The following is a 19,613-nucleotide window of genomic DNA, read 5'->3' on the forward strand; positions in this document are numbered from 1 at the left end:
AACACTCCGACCGCACGATAGGGCGTGCCGGAATGGGAAATCCTGGGACGGCGTGTGCTTCTTCGGCCTGAGGGGCCGCGAAGGCCGACGGCGCAAGGGGCGTTCGGCGAAAGTGAAGGGGATCGGCATCAGCCGCTGAACCGAAATAACAGCGAGGAACGAGTCATGGCCGCAACCACAGGCAAAGGCGTGCAAGGGCTTCTTGCGGAGAATTGGGAAAAGATCGTACTGGCCCTGGTCGTGTTGGCCGCGCTCGGCCTCGTCGTCATGTCCTTCACTCGCACCAAGGCTGTGGACTTGACGCCGGAGCAGCTTACCAGCATGGCTTCTCAGGCGGAGCAGAACTTCCAGAGGACCGAGCCGATCCCGACTCGCGAGGTGCCCGGTTTCTCCGAAGTGGCGAAGCGGATCAAAGAGGCCGTGTCTTCGACGGGCTATCAATTGGCGGCCCCGTTCGATCCGCCCCTGTTTGCCCAACTGGAAAAGCGGGGACAACCCGAGGTCTTTCCCGTGACAGGCCTGAAGGCCGGCGCCGGTCACGGCGCAGTGGCGGGGGCTGATCCCAGCACGCTGCGCACCACGGCGGGAGCGACCGGCTATCCCGGCGCCATGGGTTCGACGGGTTACGGCACGGCGGGGCCGATGGGCGCCCCTCCCATGCCGGTCATGACCGGCGAGAGTGCCTACGGGTCGGAATACGGGAGCGAATACTCCGGTTACGGGATGGCGGGTTACGGCGGCTATTCCGGCGGTGCCACGCACGGTCGCCGCTGGGTTGTGGTCACCGGACTGATCGAGTGGGAAAAGCAGATTCAGGCCTTCCGCGACGTGTTGCAGAACGCGGTTCGCGTGCCGGGCATGGCCGGCGGCGCGTCCTCCGCGATGGGCTACGGCACCACCATGCCCACCGGCTATCCCGGGGCGGAATCCAGCTATGGCAGCGAATACGGAAGCGAAATGGGCGGCTACCCAGGCGCGTCGGGTTATCCCGGCTACGGGGGCGGGGCCTATGGTACGGCACCGACCGCATTGGGCGAGCGCCCGCAATACGTGTACTACAACATCGAACGCGCCGAGGTCACCGATGAAGATCAACCGGTGGATTCCCTCAAGTGGGAGGCGATCAACGCTCGCGTCCGCTGGGCGGAAGCTTCCCGAATTCAGCGAGACGGCTTCAACTACGTCAGTCCGGAATACGTCATGCCGCCCGGGCAGGTGCCTTTGACCTGGCCTTTGGCCCAGCTTGCCGCCGGGGATAGTTGGGGACCGGAGGTCGCGCACGATCCCGAGATTCCCTTCGTGGAACGACCGCGCACCGCCATGGGCGGAATGTACGGAGGATACGGCATGTACGGCAGCGAAATGTCGGGGTCGGTCGGGCCGATGGGGTCCGGCGGGCCGATGCCCACCACCATGCCGCAACGCCCGGGTGCCGCCGGAACGCCCGGGCAACCCGGTGCCGCGGCGCAGCCTCCCGCTCCGGAGATTCCCGACGCACCGATCGACCCGACGCAAATGCGTCCCGGAGCGCCGGGCATGATGCCGGGCTACGGAGGTTCCCCCTACGGCACGTCTTCGCCCTACGGCGCCCTCGGCGGTTATCCCGGGATGGAGGGTTCCACGGACTACGGCTATACGGAATACGGTTACGGCGCCCCCGGCGGGGCCATCCCGTTGCAGACCGCCATGAAGGAGGCGCCGCTCAAGTTGTTCCGCTTCGTCGATTACCAAGTGGAGCCGGGCAAGAAGTACCGTTATCGCGTGCGGTTATATCTTACGAATCCCAACTATCGCGTGCCGCCGCAATATCTCCAAAATGAATCGTTCGCTCAGGATCCCTACCTGATTACCGATTGGAGCGAAGCCAGCAACATGGTCCGCGTGCCGGCCGACGTCAGCGTTTTGGCCGGCCCCGCCAAGCCCGGCCGCATTCCCACCTCGGAGCCGAGGATCACCTTGGGCTTGACCGTCTTTCAGCCGGGTAGCGGCTTGAAGAAGTTCCAGGAATTCGCCGACCTCATCCGCGGGACCGTGGTGGATTTCACCGCCGAGGAGGTCAAGAAGCTGGCCCCGCCGAAGAAGGAAACGACGACCACGGCGAGCCCGTATCCGTCGGAATACATGTACGGCGAGGAGGGTTATCAGGGGGCCATGCCCGGTCGACGTCAGCGACGCGGTGGTGGCTCCTCAGCCGAGATGGGATCCACGCCGGGTTCGACGACGGGCGATTATCCAACCCCCGGCCCGATGCTGGGTTACGGAGAGATGGGCTCCGGCATGGGGGGGCCGCTTGCCGCCAAGCCTGAGCCGGAACTGGATTTCTTCTCCCGGATGATGATCCTCGACATCTCGGGCGGCGAAACGTTGCCCACCAAGGACGCCTTTCCCGCCTCCGTCGTCCTCGTCGATCCCGAAGGTAACCTCTTCGTCAGGGACGAGATCGCGGACGAGGCGGAATACAAGCGGTTCACGGAACCGCAAACCCCGTACGGCGGGATGTACGGATATCCCACGACCGGATCGGAATACGGCAGCGAGTACGGCAGCGAATACGAAAGCTACATGACCGGATCCGCACCCGGCGGACGAACCCGCGGACGCACGTCCGCAAGCGGCACCCGAGGAACCGGTTCTCGAAGCTCGCAACCGCCCGCCGGCTATCCGGGAGCGTCCGGTCCTCCGCCCGGTTATCCCGGCGCACCTCCCATGCGAGGCGGTCGCCGGGGATCTTGATCGGCCGCATCAAACGGAATTCTTGCGTCCGGCGGCGCCGCACAATCGACAATTCAGCGTACACGACCGGGCCTTACTCGGCTCGGTCGTTTTCGTTGCGCCCGACGGCGGTCCGAAATCGGATATCCACGTCGGCCTTTGCATCGCTGGTTCCGGCAGAGTTTGTGACCCATTCGCCCGGTTTCCGCTTAGCGCCAAACAATTAACCGGCACGGAATCAAACTTTATCTTTCCAGTTATGTTTCGACGCATTACAATCACCCTCGCGTGGTGCGGTGCGGTCGATGGCACGCTGGGAGGGGGGCTGATTCGCCCGGGAGATCTGACGGCATGGCGAGCCGCCGCAACCGCTTTGTAACTCCGAAGCCTCTCTGATTCTCTAACGGAATAACGGGCTTGTGTCATTCCAAACGATGGGAGCGTCGTCATGAAGATAGCGGGCGTTGTGGGTTTCGTGAAAAAGGTCGTGCCTTTTCTGCTGGGGATCGTCGTCTTGGTCGGCGTGGTGCTGTGGCTGTCCGGCTTCTTCAACGAAACCATTCCGCCCGGGCGAACCGAGCTTTCGGTCGCTCGATTCGATCCGAATCAGGAAGCCGTCGAACCGGTGGATGTGATTCGCAAACCGGTGGTGGAGGAGGCCGTGGGCACGATTCGGGCGGCGGACCGAACGACCATCTCCAGCCGAATCATGTCCACAATCCAAAAGATCCATGTGCGTGCCGGAAGCGAGGTCGCGCCCGGCGACGTGTTGATCGAATTGGATCGGGCGGCGGTGGAGCGTCAATTGAACCAGGCTCAGGCATCCCTGACCGCCGCCCAGGCGGCTTTGAAGCAGGCCCAGGACGATTACGACCGAGCGGTTCGCTTGCGGCAACAGAACCCCGGCGCCATGAGCGAGCAGCAGTTCCAAGAGTTCAAGACGCGACTGGACCAGGCCCAAGCCAATGTCGAGAAGGCCCGCCAAGCGGTGGCGGAGATCGAAGTCAACCTGTCGTATTGCACGATTACTGCTACGCGCAAGGGCAAAATCGTAGATCGGCTGGCCGAGGAGGGAGACACGGTTTCGCCGGGCGTGCCGCTGTTGACGTTGTACGATCCGGAGACGCTTCGGCTCGAGGTGCCCATCATCGAGAATCTGGCGACGCGGCTGGCGATCGGTGACCGCGTTCGCGTGTACATCGACGCCTTGGACCGCGAGATCGAAGGGACGGTCGATGAAAAGGTGCCGCAGGCCGATTCCGCGAGCCGAACGGTATTGGTCAAAATCGCCTTGCCGGAAACCCCCGGCCTGGTCGAGGGGATGTTCGGGCGAGTCAAGCTGGAGGCTGCCGTCCGGGACCATTTGTGCATTCCCGTGGCCGCCATTCGCCGCGTGGGTCAACTGGAGTTCGTGGACGTCGTCCGCGAAGACGGGACGAAGGAACGCCGCCTGATTCAAACGGGACGACTGGGACGACCGGGCCACACGGAAGTGCTCAGCGGCGTCCGCGGCGGGGAAAAGGTGGCGGTGCCCAAGGGAGCAGCGGGCGAGGCCTGCGACATCGTGCCCGTCTCGGGTGCTTCCACCCCGCAGTCGCCGAATAGCGACGCGACCAAGCCTCAAGGGTGATTCGCCGTTCCAGCGCGGGCGGTCGCCCTCTCTGCGGGACGGATCGCAGGGATCGGCTTGCCGCTCGTGCCGTGCCTTCGGGAAATGAGTCTTTTACGATAACATTCTCGGCCGACAGGGCATCCGCGGACCAACGTCGAGCGATGTCCGACCGTGCCGATTCGCGACGAGGAGAGATTCAGCCGTGACGGATACGCCTGCCAAAGTCCCTTTTTTGACGCGGGTCGTGGATGTTTTTCTGCGGGGCGACTCCGCGATCATGCTCACGGTGGTGTCGCTGATCCTGGGGCTTGGTGCGCTGGCCATCACGCCGCGCGAGGAGGAACCGCAGATCGTGGTGCCGATGGCCGACGTCTTCGTGTCGGCGCCGGGGCTATCGGCCGAGCAGATCGAGCAGCAGATCACCAGTCGACTGGAGCGGATCGTCTATCAAATCGACGGCGTGGAGTACGTGTATTCCATGTCGCGCCCCGGCCAGGCCGTAATCACGGTCCGTTTCTACGTGGGCCAAAACCGCGAAGACTCGCTGGTCAAGCTGCATACCAAGATATCCGCCTACATCGACGAGACGCCGGCGGGCGTCGATGCCTGGGTCATCAAACCCGTCGAAATCGACGACGTGCCCATCGTCACTTTGACCCTGTGGTCGCAGCGAGAGGATATCAGCGATTACGAGTTGCGCCGCTTGGCCGAGCAAACCCAAAATGAGCTGAAGGCGGTGCCGCAAACCAATCGGGTGACGGTGGTCGGCGGTCGACCGCGACAAATCCGTGTGGAAATCGATCCCATTCGTTTGGCGGCGCGGAATACCTCCGCCTTGCAAGTGGCGCAGGCCTTGCGCGCGGGTAACGTCAATCTGCCGGCAGGTCATTTCGAGCAGCAAAATACCGAGTTCGTCGTGGATGCGGGCACCTTCGTTCGCGACGCCCTGGAACTGGAAAACCTGGTCGTCAACGTGGCGGGCGGTCGCCCGGTCTACTTGAAGGACGTGGCCGACGTCCGCGACGGTCCCGCTGAAGCGACCTCGTACACGTGGATCGGGTTCGGCCCGGCGGCAGTGGACAGCACGGCCCCGCGCGATCACGTCACGGCGGAGGAACTGAAGGCCCGAGAGGCGTCTCCTACCGCGTCCGTGCATCCGGCGGTGACCATCGCGGTGGCCAAACAGAAAGGCAGCAATGCCGTTTGGGTGGCCCAGGCGATCGAGAAACGTATGGAGGAGTTGGCCGGCCAAATCCTCCCGACCGGCGTTTACTACCGCATTACGCGCGACTACGGTGAGACCGCCGACGAAAAGGTGAACGAATTGGTCGAAGCCCTGGTCGTGGCCGTGCTGACGGTGATCGGCCTGATCTGGCTGACGATCGGATGGCGGGCGGCGGTGGTCATCGCCCTGGCCGTGCCCATCTGCTACAGCATGACGCTCTTCGTCAACTACATGTTCGGTTACACGATCAATCGCGTGACGCTGTTCGCCCTGATTCTGGCTTTGGGTCTCCTGGTGGACGATCCCATCACCGATGTCGAGAACATCGCACGCTACTTCGCGATGAAGGTCTTGCCGCCGCGCGAATCGGTGCTGCACGCGGTCCAAGAGGTGCGACCGGCCTTGGTGATGTCCACCCTGGCGATCGTTGCGAGCTTCGCTCCGATGGCCTTCATCACGGGCATGATGGGGCCGTACATGGCTCCGATGGCCCTCAACGTCCCGGTCACGCTATTGGCCTCGCTGCTGGTTTCGCTGGTCATTACCCCCTGGATGGCCATGTACGCACTGCGGGGCGCCGCGCTTTCCTCGCACGACGAAGGCGGTTTCGACGTGACGCGGCGGCCGGTCTACCGCTTCAGCCGCGCCGTCTTCAGTCCGATTCTCCGTTATCGTTGGGCGGCCTGGGGGGTGGTGGCGACGACGGCGCTGCTCTTCGTGGGATCCGTGCTCCTGCCCGGCTTGCGCGTCGTCCCGCTCAAGATGCTCCCCTACGACAACAAGAACGAGTTCCAAGTGGTGATCGATATGCCGGAGGGCAGCACGCTGGAAACGACCGACGCCGTGGCGCGAAGGATCGGCGAGTACTTGGCGTCGCTCCGCGAGGTTCGCGATTTCCAGATCTACAGCGGACTGTCGTCTCCCATGGATTTCAACGGGTTGGTGCGGCACTATTTTCTCCGGCAAGGGAGCAACGTCGCCGACATCCGCGTCAATCTGCTGCACAAGGACCATCGCTCGCAGCAGTCGCACGAGTTGATCCTGCGGATTCGCAACGACATGGCCGCCATCGCCCGCGAAACCGGCGCCAACATCAAACTGGTGGAAGTGCCGCCGGGACCGCCCGTCATCTCGACCATCACCGCCGAGGTCTACGGTCCGCCGGACGCGACCTATGATGAGCTGATCGCGGTCTCCAAGCAGGTCGAGGCCCGGATGTTGCGAGAACCGGGAGTCGTGGACGTGGACATCAGTGCGGAGGCCGACCAACCGAAACTGGTCTTCGTTACGGATCAGCCGAAAGCCGCGCTGTCGGCAGTGGCCAAGCAAGACGTCGCGCAACTGCTGCAATTGGCGTTGTCCGGCTATCCCGCCACCGACCTGCAAATCCCCTCCGAAGTCAATCCCCTGCAAGTCGTGCTGCGACTGCGGCGGTCGGAGCGGTCTTCGGAAGACGATCTGCGATCGCTGTACATTCAGGGCCGGATGGGCCAAATGGTTCAACTGGGAGCCATCGGCAATTTCACGACCACGCACCCGGACGGGACGCCGATCTACGAGGACAAGACGATCTACCGCAAGAACCTGCGGCGGGTCGCGTACGTTTTCGGGGAAGTGGCCGGCAGGCCCCCCGCCGACGCCATCATCGACATGGAGGTGGATCGCACTACGCCGGCGGAACTCGCCGCGGGCGAAGACAAGCCCGCCAAGATTCGGCCGGTCGAGTCGCGAACCTGGTTTCAGCCGGGCGGCGGCGATCGCTGGTCGGTGCCGGACGGATTCCAAGTCGTGTGGAACGGCGAAGGTGAATGGAAGATCACGCTCGATGTCTTCCGTGACCTCGGCATCGCCTTCGGCGCGGCCCTGATCGTGATCTTCATCCTGCTCATGTTCGAAACCCAGTCCCGCGCCTTGCCCCTGATCATCATGCTGGCCATTCCGCTCACGATGATCGGGATCATGCCCGGCTTCCTGTTGTTGAACTGGATCGTGAACCGTCCGATCGAAGGTTTCGCCAACCCGGTGTTCTTCACGGCGACGGCCATGATCGGCATGATCGGTTTGGCGGGGATCGTGGTGCGGAATTCCGTGGTGTTGATCGATTTCATCCATCACGGCTTGGCCGACGGGTTGGACCTCCGCGAGGCGATCGTGCGCAGCGTCGCCGTGCGGTTGCGACCGATCCTGCTGACCTCCGCCACGACCCTGCTGGGCAACTGGGTGATCACCCTGGACCCGATATTCTCGGGCTTGGCGTGGGCCATCATCTTCGGAATCTTCGCTTCCACGCTCTTCACGCTGGTGGTGATTCCGACCGTCTATTGGTTGCTCTATGCCCGAAGCGGGGGCGCGGTCCGAGTCGCCAAACCGTCCGAAAGCGCCAAACCGTCCGAAAGCGAATGAGACGCCCGAGGCTGGCGGAACGATTCCGCGCTGCTGTAGGACAAATCCGCCACAGCGCGTGCGGTCGGCGCTGACGGCCGAGAGCAATTTGACCGGCGAACAGCCCGTGGCATCGACCGCCGTCATTGGGCGGACCATTAAGAAAGGTTCGCGGCGGTAAGCCCCGCGCTAGGGTTCCGCGACAGGTTTTTAGAATCGCGACCACTGTCTCCAGCGACCGTAATAGTCGTCGCGACCGCTCCATTGAGGGACGGAGCGTTCGACGCCCAGGTCGCCCCATCGAAACCGAGGCGTTCCCCGAAAGACGGGATTGCTCGGGGCGGGGAGCACGTACCAGGGTAGCGGCCGAACGGTTGAATCGCGAGGAGCAACCCAAGTTCGCGACGGGGTTGCCGATGACGGTGTTTCGCCGAGATCGGCCGCGCGGAGTTCCGCCGCCCACAGCAGGCTCAGCCCCGCAGCGGCCAAGAGCGTCGATCCGAATCGGCTCTTTTCCCGCACGAGCGAATCCCCCCTCCCTTGGGCCGGGGCGTCGTCAGTGACGCCCGTTGTCCAACCAAAACTCCTCACTCTCCGCCCGACAAAGCGTGCCCCAAAACGCTGCTGCGCGTCGATCCTCGTTCTCGAAGCGCGACCCCGGCGGCGCGGTTGATTTCCCGGCGCGCATGCCCCCGCGTGTCGGACTACGGTATCGGCATAACACGGACGACGGCTACAGCCTTTTTTATTAGAAAAACCCGTGAACTTCCTCCCTTCAAACCCTTTTCCCCAAGCGTCCCTTCGGCAATTTGGGAAAGAGAGGAGCCTTTTGGGACCTATACTTTTCAAAGATACCGAACTGGGATGGGGACGGGGCGTCCCGTCTCAACGCGATGCGGCGGTGTCTCTCTCAGGCGCGGTTGGCGGGCACGCGCCGATCACGACATCGTCCGACTTGTGACGAAGGGTGAGGAGTACATCGAGACGGGGGGGGAATCCATTGATCAACGACTCCGCTTACGCTGCCGGTTGCGACGATCGTTTGCCCCGGCAATTGTCTGGGCGAAGGATCGTTTGGTCGGCGGCCTTGATTTGGACATGCCTGGTCGCCGCCATCATGCTGGGGATTGCCTTGGGCGATCCCGGCCTCCATTCGCCCGCGGTGGTTTCCAGCCTGGGCTTGATCTGGATCGCCGTATTCGCGGGAATTCTGCTGGTTGGACGCCGCTTCTGTGAGGCCGCTTTTTCGGACGAGGTCTCGCTTTTCGACGCCTTGGACGTCCAGTCCGGCGAACAGGCCGTCATGTTCGCCGATGACGCCATGGCGATGGTGGATCGCCGCGGACGCCTGCGCACCGTCAACGACCACTTCTGCCGAATCTTGGGCCGAACGCCCGGCGAAATCTTGGGGAAGCCCGCCTTGGATTTCATCGCTCCCGAGGATCACAAGGTTTTTCAGGGGCAACTGCGGCGACGGCGTCGGGGGATTTCCGGAACATATGAACTGCGCGTCGTGAAGCCGGACGGTGAGATTCGCGTCCTTTTGGCCGCCGTGCATCCCGTCTACGATCGCTTCGGCAGGCACGTAGGGGGCCTGGGGTTGTTGAGCGACATCACGGAGAAAAAGCGTGCGGAAACGGCGGTCCGCGAGCACGCCGAGCACCTGGAGAAGGTGAATCGGGAACTGGAAGCGGCCCGCGCCGAAGCGGAACGCGCCCTTGCCGTCCGCGATCAATTTCTCGCCAACGTGACGCATGAACTCCGTACACCCTTGACCGCCATCTTGGGATACGCCGAAACCTTGCTCGTCGAGGGCGACATCTCCAAGGCCCCGCCCGTGCGACTGGGTGCCATCCAGACCATTCTCCGCAACGGTCAGTACCTCCTACGCATCGTAAATGATCTTCTGGACATCGCGCGGATCGAAGCGGGCGAGTTGACGCTGGAGGCACAATCGTTCTCGCCGTCTCGTCTCGCGGCGGACGTGCTTTCCCTGTTGCGGGTCAAGGCCGACGCCAAGGGCCTCCCGCTGCTTTTGGAGTTGCGGCCGCCTCTCCCTCGAACCATTCGGTCGGACCCCTTCCGCGTGCGGCAAATTTTGATCAACCTGGTCGGCAACGCCGTCAAGTTCACCGACACCGGATCGGTGCGGTTGATCGTCAAGGCCGTGACCGGCGACGAAGGCGACTGCCGACTCGAGTTCGACGTCATCGACACGGGCACGGGCATACCCTCGGATCAGCTCGAACGCATTTTCGAACCCTTCTACCAAGTGAGCGGCGGTTCGACGAGACGTTCCGGCGGCACTGGGTTGGGCCTGACCATCAGTCGCAATCTGGCGCGAAGACTGGGGGGTGAAATCCAAGTCGTCAGCGAAGTCGGTTTCGGCAGCAGCTTTCGCTTGACGATACCCGCGGGCCATCAGTCGGAATTGGAGTGGGAAACCTCGCCCGCCTTGGACTTGGAAGCGGCGTCGACTGCGGAGTGCGACCTCCGAAACGAGACCGCCGCCGTCGAGCTGTCCGCCCGGGTGCTCTTGGCGGAGGACTCCCCCGATACGCGGCGACTGTTCGTCCACATTCTTCAGGGCGTGGGCGTGGAGGTGGAGACGGCGGAAAACGGCACGGAAGCGGTCCGCGCCGCGCTGCACGCGATGCAAGACACCCATCCGTTCCATTGCATCTTGATGGACATGCAGATGCCGGAAATGGACGGCTATCAAGCCGTCCGTATTCTGCGCGAGTCCGGGTACAATAGCCCCATCATCGCCCTGACGGCGAACGCGGAACCGGGAGACCGCAGTCGCTGCCTTCAAGTCGGGTGCGATGGTTTCGCGGCGAAGCCCCTATCCAAGGACGCGCTGATTCGCCTAGTGTCCAAGTATGCCTCCGAATGCCGCGGCCTGCCCTGCCGAATCGTCTCTTGATACCTTCTCCGCCTCGCAATCCGGGCGGTCCCCCATCTTCCGACCGCGCGGCCGACCATCGCCCCGCCGATGCCGTCCGCCGATCGTCGGCGTCCGGCGCGCTTGAAAACGCTCGGGCGGCCTCATAACATCACAGTGGGGCGGCAGAAAGCCTCTCCTGTCTGCAACATTCAGGCGTTTCGCTGGGCAGATGACATGATCACCCTTCCGCGACGGCACGTGCAGATTGCTCTTTGCGGCTTGGCAGCGCTTTGCGCGGTCGCGATGTCGTCTTTCTTGCCGCCCGCGCTCCATGTCTCGGCGGAAGACGGCGTCTTCGGCCCGGCACGCACTTACGACCAAGGCGAACTGCGATACGTCGAGGGCGTCCCGGTTATCATTTTGCGAGGATCGCCCGAGCAAAGGGGACGGCAAGAGGCGGCCTTCGCCCTGAACGTCGCCGAGGGCATGCTGCGTGCTCCGCGGGATCTGCTCGCGTTGCTGAAATACCCCGGCGGTTGGGAAGCCTTTTTGCGGAAGAGTCGGCCTTATCTGGCGAGAATTCCCGACCATCACCGCCGCGAAATCGAGGGCATGGTCTCCATGGCGGACGACCAAGTGACGTACGAAGACATCGCCGCCGCCAACGTAATTCCCGACCTGTATCGGTCTTTCGCGTGCTCCTCTCTGGTGGTCCTGCCGGGAAAAAGTGATGACGGCAAAGTGCGATTCGGCCGCAATTTGGACTTTTTTTCGGTGGGTATTCTCGACCGCCTGAGCGTGGTCAAAATATACCTGCCCGATGAAGGAAGGTTGCGATTCGCCTCGATCGGTTTTCCGGGCATGGTGGGATGTTTGAGCGGGATCAACGAGGCGGGGTTGGCACTGGCGGTCCATGAAGTGCATCTGTCTTCCGACGGATCGCCCTTCGTGGCCGAAGACGCCATGCCCTACACCATGATGTTGCGGGAAGTGCTGGAGACGTGCCGCAACGTCGATGAGGCCGCTGAATTGTTGCGGACTTCGGCACGCAGCACCCGACTGAATATCGTCATGGCGGACCCTCAGCGGGCCCAGGTGGTGGAGTTCACGCCGGCGAATCTCGCCGTTCGCGAACCCGAGGACGGCATTCTGGCCTGCACCAATCACTTCCGCACGCCGGAGTTGCGCAGCTTGACGTGGTGCTCGCGCTACCCGGTTCTGCGTGAGGCGGCAAACCGTCCGCATGTCTCCCGCTCCGACATCATCACCAAACTGGATGAAGTCAACATGCGGTTCCTGACCGTGCAGTCGATGGTATTCGAACCGGAGGCTCGGCAATTGTATTTGGCCCTGGGAAAGCCCCCCGTGACACGCGGCCCGTACCGCCGGATCGATCTGTCGCCGTGGTTGGCTCGCTCCCGGGAAACGAGCGGTGCGGCAGAGTCGCGTTTGCCATCGACCGCCGTTCGCTGAGGGAGTCGCCCCGCCAAGGGGGAAAGCAACCGCTGAAGCGGGTTCCCGGCATGGGAGATCGCCCATGGATTGGTCGGACGCCGAAAACTATCTCCTACAGGCGATCGCCGCGTTGGACGAAAACCAACCGATTCGGGCGTTGAGTTTGTCCGAGCAGGTGGTGACGGGCTATCCCGACTTGCTGATCGCTCGGTTGCTGCGGGCCGACGCCTTGCTGAGGTTGAACCGCGGCAAAGAGGCCCTGGAAGAGGCCGAATATGCGGCCAGGCTGGCCCCTCGGGACCTTCACGCACAAATGCTGTTGGCCCAGGCCGGAGAGGCGGCGGGACGTCTCGGTCGAGCGCAGCAGGCCTGGGAGGCCGCCGTCGAGTTGAGCCGCGAAAGCCCCGAGATCGTCCGCGAATATGCCCGCTTCATGACCGTGCACCGCGGTCCCAAACCGGCTTTGGAGGCCGCCCGCCACGCCGTCGAACTGCTTCCGCAAGACGCTGCGGCTTGGACCATCCTGGGCCAAGCTCAGCTACGCATGAAGCAATGGGCGGATGCCGAGCGATCCCTTCAACAGGCCTTGCAAATCGATCCCAACGACGTGCAAGCCCAGGCCGCGATGGCGGTCTTCCTGCATCTTCGCGGTCGGGAAGACTCGGCCTTGGCCTTGACCCGACTTCTCGAGGACCGAAAAGAGGCGGAACAAGTCGTCGAGACCATCCGCCGCGACGCTAAGAAGCGGCAATTGAATCGCATCCTGGTGGAACGGGGTATCCACCGACCGCCGGCGGGAGAAAACCCACCGGTTTCCCGCGACATGGTCATCCTGCTCGTCCTGATCTTCCTCACTTGCCTGATCGTTCCTTGGGTCCTCTTGGCTCTGTGGGGAATCGAACCGGACCAATCCTTGCTTCTTCTCACCGTGGTCTTGGCGGCCATTTTCGCCCTGGTCTTCACTCGCCAATGGTTCTTCCGACGCTAGGCCCGCCCCGTCCCGGGGGCAATCGCGCGGTTTTCATTCGGCTGTCTCGCGCTCGCTGCGTTGCTTGCAATTCGACCGCTCGATCGGCATGATGGTTTTGAACCGCGGCCCACGTTCTTGTGATCCAAGGCAGATTGGGAACGCAACGGTCCGCGATTCGGTGTCGGCCGCTCTTCTGCGAGTAAGGCGGCGGGGGTTTTTGTCGGTTCCAGTGAATGGAGAAGAAGTCATGAGAAGAATCGTGTCGAGACCTTGGTTTTCAGGCAGCCTCACCTTGCCGGCTGTCGCAGCAACCGTATGCTGGACCTGGGCGGCCCTCGGGCAGCAACCCGATGTGATTCATCAACCCTACCTGCTCGATACGGGACTGGTCTCGCGGTCGATCTCGTTCGAAAACCCCACGGGCGAACCGGGCAAGGGCGGTCAGGCCGCCAGCAATTTGGGAGTGGGACGCAAAGGGTCTCCCGCTCGCAACATCAAGCCCGGCGAAACCTTCCAACTGTGCGACATCGAAGGCCCGGGGACGATCCGTCACATTTGGCTCACCACGGATAGGGCGCCCGAGAATCTTCGCAGCCTCGTCATTCGCGCCTACTGGGAAGGCCAGGAACATCCCAGCATCGAGTGTCCTGTGGGCGATTTCTTCGGGTTCGCCCATGGGAAGGTCATGCCGTATTTTTCCGCCGTCCATTCCGTCGGCCCGACCGGGGGAATGAACATCTGGCTGCCCATGCCGTTCACGAAACGGGCGCGAATCACCTTGACCAACGAGACCCAAAGCGAACGCTCGCCCCCGATCTTTTACCAGATCGACTACACGCTGGGCGATAAGCATCCCGACGACGTCGGCCGATTGCACGTGGTCTTCCGCCGGGAAAACCCCACCACGCTCAAGCAGGACTTCGAGCTTTTGCCCAAGCGGACGAATAAGGGACGCTACTTGGGGACCGTCATCGGCATCCGCAATCTGCACCCGGACCAATGGTGGGGTGAAGGCGAGATCAAGGTCTACATGGACGGCGACACCGATTTCCCGACCATTTGCGGCACCGGCAGCGAGGATTACGTGGGACTGGCTTGGGGCATCCAACAGGTACCGCTGTTCTACCAAGGGTGCTCCCTGAATCAGAACAATTTCGTCTCCATGTACCGATGGCATCTCCCGGACCCCATCGCTTGGCAAAAGGAATGCCGAATCACGATTCAACAAATCGCCTGGAAGAACGGCCTGCAGGAGACGCAAGACGATTGGTGCTGTGCCACATTTTGGTACGAACCGGCCCCCAGCGCTCCCTTGCCGGCCTTCCCCAGCCTGGAAGAACGCATCCGGGACATCTGGAAGGATTAGCGGTGATCCGTCCGGCGCCGCACGGCCGAACCTTTTGGGCACGCGATGCCGGCATGAGCTACGCCCACGTGGGGAACGGCAGGCCTTCCACGTGCCTTTTTGACGGAAAACGAATCCCGCCGGGCGGGCGGCAAGATCGTCGCACGTCCGGCGAATATCCTATCAACGTAACCCCGGGCGTCGGTCGACGAATCGGGGTCTGTTCTTGGCACGTACGGCAGGCTCACCCCTGCCAAGGGGGTTAGTGATGTCGCTCATTTTTGCGATCAGCGCGGCCATCGGCGGAACGGTCCTTATCTGTCAACTGATTCTCGTTCTCATCGGTCTGGGAGGCGAGGTTTCCGACGTCGACGGCGCGGACGCCGGGGGGGATTTCGGCGGCGACTTCCACGGGGATATTTCGGGCGATGCGGGCGGCGCGGATTTTCACGCGGATGCCGCGGGGGGCGTGGACGCCGACACTCCGGATTTGACGCACGGCGCGGACGTGTCGGAGATGGCCCACGCGGGCCATGGGGCGGGACACCTGGATCACGGCGCCGCGCCGCACGCCTCCACGGTCGGAGTATTCAAGGTCGTCTCGTTCCGCACGCTCGTCGCCGCGCTCACCTTCTTCGGACTATCCGGCCTGGCCGCTCAAGCAGCCGATTATCCTCCCGCGCAATCGCTCATCATCGCCGCGGCGTGCGGATTAGGCGCGATGTACGGAGTGTATTGGCTCATGAGGGCCATTTCCTCTTTACGCAGCGAAGGAACCGTGCATATCGGCCAGAGCGTCGGGCGGCGAGCTATGGTTTACTTGAAGATCCCCGCCCGGCAGTCCGGTTGCGGCAAGATCCACGTCGACGTTCAGAATCGGACCATGGAGTATTTGGCGGTGTCCGCCGAGGACGCCATCCCCGCGGGCACCCAGGTGGTCGTGTTGAAGGTCCTTGGTCCGGATACCGTGTTGGTGGCGCCCCTCGCGGCGCAGGCTCAGGAGGCGAACCATGTCCAGTGATTTGGTGTTGGCCCAGTCCGGCGATTTCATCGGCAGTTCCACGTTTTGGATCCTGTTGATGGTGGTGTTCGCGGTCATCTTTCTTTTCCTGGGCATGGTGGCCTTGCTCAAGCAGTTCAAGCGTTGCCCCAGCAACCGCGTGCTGGTGATTTACGGCAAGTCGGGCCGAGGGCAGGCTGCCACGTGCGTGCACGGCGGCGCTCGATTCGTGATTCCCCTCCTGCAAGACTATGCCTGGCTGAGCCTTGAGCCGATGCAGATCGAAATCCCCCTTCGCGGGGCGCTTTCGATGGAGAACATTCGCGTCAACGTACCCAGCGTGTTCACGGTGGCGATCGGGACCTCGCCCGAGTTAATGCAAAACGCGGCCATCCGGTTGCTCGGATTGAGCAATCAGGAAATTAAGAAGCAAGCCGAGGACATCATCTTCGGCCAATTGCGTCAGGTGATCGCCTCGATGAACATCGAGGAGATCAACCGCGACCGCGAGGCGTTCCTCACGAACATCCAAAACTCGCTGGAACCGGAGCTGAAAAAGATCGGCTTGGTGCTAATCAACGTCAACATCACCGACATCACGGACGAATCGGGCTACATCGAGGCGATCGGACAGAAGGCGGCCTCGCAGGCGATTCAAAAGGCCCGCGGCGACGTCGCCGAAAACGAGAAGATGGGCGAGATTCGCGTCGCCGAAGCCGAACGCGAAAAGGCGATCAGCGTCTCCGAAGCCATGAAGTTCCGAGAAATCGGCACGCGACAGGCGGAGCGCGATCGCGCCGTCCGCGTCGCCGAGTTGGAAAAAGAGCAACGAGTCGGCGAGCAAACCGCCGCCTTCGAGAAGGATTCGTTGGTGAAAGAGGCCGAGCAGCAAATGCGCGTTCGCTTGGCCGACGCGGAAGCCAAGGCCATCGAGGGCGAAAACCTGGCCAAGGCCACGGTGGCTGCCTCGCAGGCGACTTTGCAAGTCAAGCAGGCCGAGGCGTATCAACTGGGTGAGACGCGCAAACGGGAAGCGGAGGCGGCGGTGCTGGAAGCCCAACATCGCGCCCTAGCCCGCGCCGCCTTGGCCGAGGCCGAACGCGTGGAAGCCCAGCGGCGCGCCGAGGTGGAGGCCCCCGCCAAGGCCGAAAAGGCCCGCATCATCGTCGAAGCCGAAGCCGAGGCCGAAAAGCGGCGGATCGAGGCCGAGGGCGAGGCCAAGGCCATGTTCTCTCGACTGGATGCGGAAGCCCGCGGACAATACGAAATCCTCGCCAAGAAAGCCGAGGGTTTGCGGCAGATCATCGAGGCCTGCGGCGGCGCCGACAAGGCCTTCCAGATGCTGCTCTTGGAACACTTCGATGCGTTGGTGAACGCCTCGGCTCAGGCCATTTCGAACATCAAGTTCGATAAGATCGTGGTCTGGGACGGCGGCCAATCCGCCGACGGCACTTCGGCCACGAGTCGCTGGGTTCACGACCTGGCCCGAGTCCTGCCGCCCATGATGCAAGTCATGAAGGACGTGGCCGGCGTGGAGATTCCCGAGACCTTGGCCGCCGTGGGCGAAGCCGCGGCCAAAGCGGTACCGGTCCCCTCATCCGCTTCGACGACGAAGTCGGCGGAATGACTTCCGTCGATGGCCCGCTCCGGGAAACCGATTGCGGCGTTTTCGTCCGAGTTTCCGGGCGGGCGACGGCCCTGCGTTTTCGCCCAGAGGTGTAACCTCGCTCGAAGGCGAGCCGTTTGCGTTGTAAACTTTTTGGCGGGGGAGTGAGTTAAGAGCGCGAGGCTGGATAGGTCAGGAAGAGTCGTGGAAGAGCGATCAAGTGAATACGTGGGGCGGGGAGTCTTGAAAAGAGGGGACTCTGGAGCCGGGAAGGCGGCACTCGAAGGAAGAAAAGGCGGCGTTCGAGGGAAGAAAACGCCTCAAAGCGGTCTTTGATCGGCCTTCCGCGCGCACTCCGCGCAGACCGTCATCCTGCGAGACGAGCTCAGCACCGACAAGATTCCCGATTCGTCCGCCGCTCTGGGGTAAAAAACCTAGGTGACCGCTACGGCGGGTTTTCCTGAAGGCTCTTGCTCAGCGGCGGAGCCGGACTCGGGATGTCCCGGGGCGGCAGGCTTGCCGTAGACTCTTTCCCGCAAGGCCTTGGAAATCGGACTGAGCCGCATCTTTCCCAACGTCCCCTCTCGACGCGGGGCCATCGCCAACAGCGTCGCAAACGCGGCGTGCACCACCATCACCGCCCCCACCTCCGCCGTAAACCGCCGGGCCCCGACGATGTTCCCGTCATCCACCCCCCAAAACACCTTCAGCCGGGCATTCACCCGTTCCACCGCCGTCCGCCCGCGGTACAACCGCTCAAACTTCCGCGTCGCCCGCGGAATCGCCGGAAATCGCCGCAAGTCGATCTCCCGCGGCACACGCACCGTCTTCCCATAGGACTTCCCCGCATTGCAAATCTTGCTCATCAGACACTCCCACCCCTCGTGCTTGGCCGGACACCGATACTTGATCGTCTCCCGCGACGGCTCATACCCGATGTAGGCCATCCGATACCGCACCATCGGTTGGCTCACCCGATCGTAACAGTACACCGTCCCCGCCTCGTCGTAGACGATGTTCGAGTTCCCATCGTGGCCGGGCAACATCCGCTCCGCCTCCTCCTTCCACAAACTCCGATTCTCGATCACCGCCTTGATCCCCTCCCGCGACAACAGCTCATGCACCGGATTCGTGTCGGCCGCCTTGTCATAGGCCAGACTCTTGATCCGACCTTGCGGCAGATTCCGTTTCACCTGCTCCAAAACCGCCGGCAACGTCTCGGCATCCCCGGCCGTACTCTCCGTGACCTTGTACCCCAACACCACTTCGTGCTTCACATCCACCGCCAGGTGCAGCTTGAACCCGAACCACTCCACCACCCGCGTCACGTTCCCGTCCTTGTCCGTGTACTCCTTGCGACCGCCCTTGGGTTGCGGAAGACCTTCCGCCTTCTCCTCCTCCGCCGCCTGTCCCTCCTTCCGCCGCGCCTTCAGCCCCGTGGCGTCCCCGGCCAGGTTCTCTCCCAAGTCCGGCACCACCTCGGCCAACCGTTGCACCATGGTGTTGAACATCTTTTGCAGGAGGCTGCGAAACGGTTCCCGGCCCAGCAGCTCCATAAACCGCGACATGTTCCAGGCGTTGGGAACCTGATCCTCCGATTCGATCCCAATCAGCTTCCGCAGCTCCGCGTTCCGCCTCAGTTCGGCCAGGCACGACTCCACGGTCGGATGCCGCAAGGCGATCTTCAAAAGCCACGTCCCCCAGAGCACACGGACCGGGTAGTCGTTCCGCCCCTTGCCCCGGGATCTCTCCAGAGATGTGAGAAACTCCTCGTCGGGAATGGACGTTAGAAATTCCCGCAGGGTGCGAATGGTGGGACTATCTTCCAGGGTATCCCAGGCGAAGAGAGGTCGGAGGTTGGGGATTTGCATAAAGGTCTTCCTGAGCCGGAGAACAAGGGATTCAGCCAACGCTTTGCGTGCTTTGCAGGGAAAGTTCTTGTTCCGCACCACCCAAGGGGCTTTGGATCAAGCCGATCCTTGTGAAAGCACACCCTTACTACGCATGCAATCCCCGCTTGTTCGCAGGCTTGGTCGAAAAATCGTGAAAAATCGCTCCATCGCGGGAAAAACCGCCCGTTTTCCGCACATCCTGCGGGAAGGCCCTTTCCAGGCCCTTCCTAACTTCAATCCATCACGCGAGATGGGAACAACGCAAAGGGCTCTTTTGCGCCACCCGCCTTTGACATGCCGTAAGAGAAAACATAGAATCAGTCTCTAGGTCGCATGAGAGAACTCGTGAAGCTTTTGGGCGGCGACCGCAAGGCGAAACGCGCTGCTTCCTTACGGAGTTTCGGCGACGTTTCTCGGCGGGACAACCGAAAAGATTGTGCGGGGCGGTAGCTCAGTTGGGAGAGCGCTAGAATCGCACTCTAGAGGTCGGGGGTTCGACTCCCCTCCGCTCCATTTTTCGCACAGTC

11 protein-coding genes and 1 tRNA gene are annotated in these 19,613 nt (G+C 62.6%); 10 read left to right on the forward strand and 2 right to left on the reverse strand.

The genetic code is table 11. The features are described from left to right. The first annotated feature begins 165 nt into the window (after positions 1-165). The 3 genes from ACYQ6J_RS12500 (at position 166) to ACYQ6J_RS12510 (ending at position 7,952) form a co-directional block, all read left to right on the forward strand. Positions 166-2,733 carry a hypothetical protein gene (locus ACYQ6J_RS12500; protein WP_460184515.1) on the forward strand — a complete coding sequence of 856 codons (2,568 nt, stop codon included), beginning with the start codon at positions 166-168 and terminating at the stop codon, positions 2,731-2,733. Between the two features lie 427 nt (positions 2,734-3,160). Further along, complete coding sequence (locus ACYQ6J_RS12505) at positions 3,161-4,342, forward strand: efflux RND transporter periplasmic adaptor subunit (protein WP_460184516.1); 1,182 nt, start codon at positions 3,161-3,163, stop codon at positions 4,340-4,342. Positions 4,343-4,526: 184 nt separating this feature from the next. After that, positions 4,527-7,952, forward strand: coding sequence for an efflux RND transporter permease subunit (locus tag ACYQ6J_RS12510; protein WP_460184517.1), 3,426 nt, complete (start codon positions 4,527-4,529; stop codon positions 7,950-7,952). Positions 7,953-8,141: 189 nt separating this feature from the next. Here the strand turns inward: ACYQ6J_RS12510 and ACYQ6J_RS12515 are convergent, their stop codons facing one another. Then, positions 8,142-8,453: a hypothetical protein gene (locus ACYQ6J_RS12515; protein ID WP_460184518.1), complete on the reverse strand. Its 312-nt coding sequence runs from the start codon at positions 8,451-8,453 to the stop codon at positions 8,142-8,144. 478 nt (positions 8,454-8,931) lie between these two features. Between ACYQ6J_RS12515 and ACYQ6J_RS12520 the strand changes: the two genes are divergently transcribed. The 6 genes from ACYQ6J_RS12520 (at position 8,932) to ACYQ6J_RS12545 (ending at position 17,215) form a co-directional block, all read left to right on the forward strand. Further along, positions 8,932-10,857, forward strand: coding sequence for an ATP-binding protein (locus ACYQ6J_RS12520; RefSeq protein ID WP_460184519.1), 1,926 nt, complete (start codon positions 8,932-8,934; stop codon positions 10,855-10,857). 264 nt (positions 10,858-11,121) lie between these two features. Beyond that, entirely contained in the window at positions 11,122-12,291 is a 1,170-nt protein-coding gene (locus ACYQ6J_RS12525; RefSeq protein ID WP_460184520.1) for a C45 family autoproteolytic acyltransferase/hydrolase, read from the forward strand. A 64-nt stretch (positions 12,292-12,355) separates the two neighbouring features. Then, positions 12,356-13,261, forward strand: a complete 906-nt coding sequence (locus ACYQ6J_RS12530) for a tetratricopeptide repeat protein (protein WP_460184521.1) — start codon at positions 12,356-12,358, stop codon at positions 13,259-13,261. 229 nt (positions 13,262-13,490) lie between these two features. Then, positions 13,491-14,609, forward strand: a complete 1,119-nt coding sequence (locus ACYQ6J_RS12535) for a glycoside hydrolase family 172 protein (RefSeq protein ID WP_460184522.1) — start codon at positions 13,491-13,493, stop codon at positions 14,607-14,609. Between the two features lie 247 nt (positions 14,610-14,856). Continuing rightward, complete coding sequence (locus ACYQ6J_RS12540; RefSeq protein WP_460184523.1) at positions 14,857-15,609, forward strand: NfeD family protein; 753 nt, start codon at positions 14,857-14,859, stop codon at positions 15,607-15,609. Next, positions 15,599-17,215, forward strand: coding sequence for a flotillin family protein (locus ACYQ6J_RS12545; RefSeq protein ID WP_460184524.1), 1,617 nt, complete (start codon positions 15,599-15,601; stop codon positions 17,213-17,215). Before ACYQ6J_RS12540 ends, ACYQ6J_RS12545 begins: the two co-directional genes overlap by 11 nt. 413 nt (positions 17,216-17,628) lie before the next feature. Here ACYQ6J_RS12545 and ACYQ6J_RS12550 read toward each other — a convergent pair whose 3' ends face one another. Further along, positions 17,629-19,065: a transposase gene (locus ACYQ6J_RS12550; RefSeq protein WP_460182922.1), complete on the reverse strand. Its 1,437-nt coding sequence runs from the start codon at positions 19,063-19,065 to the stop codon at positions 17,629-17,631. 461 nt (positions 19,066-19,526) lie between these two features. Here ACYQ6J_RS12550 and ACYQ6J_RS12555 point away from each other — a divergent pair. Next, positions 19,527-19,599 (forward strand) — tRNA-Ala (locus tag ACYQ6J_RS12555). The last annotated feature ends 14 nt before the right edge of the window (positions 19,600-19,613 follow it).

The sequence above is a fragment of the Thermopirellula anaerolimosa genome (genome assembly GCF_054657335.1).